Consider the following 1442-nt stretch of genomic DNA (forward strand, 5'->3'; position numbering starts at 1 on the left):
AGAGGGCGGTTCGCGAGTTGATGTCCCTTTGATCGCTTGCGCTGCATGAGGAGGGCTGGTCACGGGCTCGTTGCCGGGCTATGGACGTGGCTGAGCGAACAATCCCGGCTCGATCTCCACGAGAATGCCCAGGTTGACCAGGCGCTTGAGCTTGGCGCGGGTGTTCTCGATGTTCTTACGCGCCAGGGGCAGATCCAGGGCCATGCAGAGGTCACGCGCTCGTGAGGGCTGGCCGATATCGGCCATGAGGGTGAGAATCTGCTGGTAGGCGGGATGGTCGGGCACTGCGGGAGCCGGTGGCGGCGGGGACGCCGGACCGGGCTGGTCGGCGAGGACGAGCAAGGTCTTGCGGGTGATCTGCAGATGATCGAGGTCCTGGTCGAGGTCCCGCAGGCGGGCGGTCAACTCCTCGATCTGGGCTTGGATCTGTTCGATGTGGCCGGTCAGCGCCTTCTCTCGGGCGTCGATCCGGTCCAGCAGCCACGCGCCGGAGTCCGGGGCGCTCACGTGTCGCGCCAGGCAGGAGTGGAAGGGCCGGTCAGCCGACGGGACATCACATCGGTCATCGCCCAGTACACCCGTGACTCGGAGCTGGCCTGATCGTGTTCGTAGTCGCGTACCAGGCGCCGGTGCAGGGATATCGTGCCGTAGGTCTGCTCTACCACCCACCGCTTGGGCTGAGGGACGAACCCGGCCTCGGCGGGGTTCCGCTCGACGATCTTCACGTTGATGTCGTGGGTGGCGCCGTGGGCGACCACGCTGTTCTTGAACCCTTGGTCGACCAGGGCGGTCTGGACGCTGCCGTGGGCAGTGGCGGCGGCGACCCGGTCCAGCAAGGCGTTACCGATGGCGTTGTCGTGGATCGAAGCTGCCGCGACCACCACCGCGATGACCAGGCCCAGCACGTCCACGGCCAGTCCACGCTTGCGACCCGGTACCTTCTTGGCCGCATCCCGGCCGGTCGTGGCCTTCGGGACGCCGGCCGCGGCGCGCACGCTCTGGGTGTCGAGCACCACCAGGCTGGGGTCGGCTAATCGTCCCTTCTTCTCCCGCACCTGCAAGCGCAGCAGGTCGTGGATGGCCTTGTCGGTGCCGTCCTTACGCCAGGCGGTGTAGTAGTACATGACCGCGCTGCGAGGTGGCAGGTCATGGGGCAGCAAGCTCCACTGGCAGCCGGTCCGGCTCTGATACAGGATCGCGTTAACGATCTCCCGCATCTCGTATTTGCCCTGATGGCCGCTGACCGAGGGGTGCGCGGCCTTCCACGCCATGATCACCGGCTCGATCAAGGCCCACCGCTCATCGGATAAGTCGCTCGCGTACGGCTTGCGTTCACTCACCCGGCCATCTCAGCACATCCATGCCTACCAGCTAGGCATAACGCTACAGATTCGCTCGATCACACTGCGACATCAGGGGCATAGACCCGCGGACCGCCCTCT

The 1442-nt window shown here is 66.0% G+C and carries 2 protein-coding genes; both read right to left on the reverse strand.

Annotated elements, in window-relative coordinates; genetic code table 11:
* Positions 1-78: 78 nt before the first annotated feature.
* Positions 79-507, reverse strand: a complete 429-nt coding sequence (locus tag ACTWQA_RS58945) for a hypothetical protein (RefSeq protein ID WP_443167489.1) — start codon at positions 505-507, stop codon at positions 79-81.
* Positions 504-1340: an IS5 family transposase gene (locus ACTWQA_RS58950; protein WP_443167490.1), complete on the reverse strand. Its 837-nt coding sequence runs from the start codon at positions 1338-1340 to the stop codon at positions 504-506. Before ACTWQA_RS58950 ends, ACTWQA_RS58945 begins: the two co-directional genes overlap by 4 nt.
* Positions 1341-1442 lie beyond the last annotated feature (102 nt).

It is taken from the genome of Nonomuraea sp. 10N515B (assembly GCF_052245915.1).
GTDB lineage: Bacteria > Actinomycetota > Actinomycetes > Streptosporangiales > Streptosporangiaceae > Nonomuraea.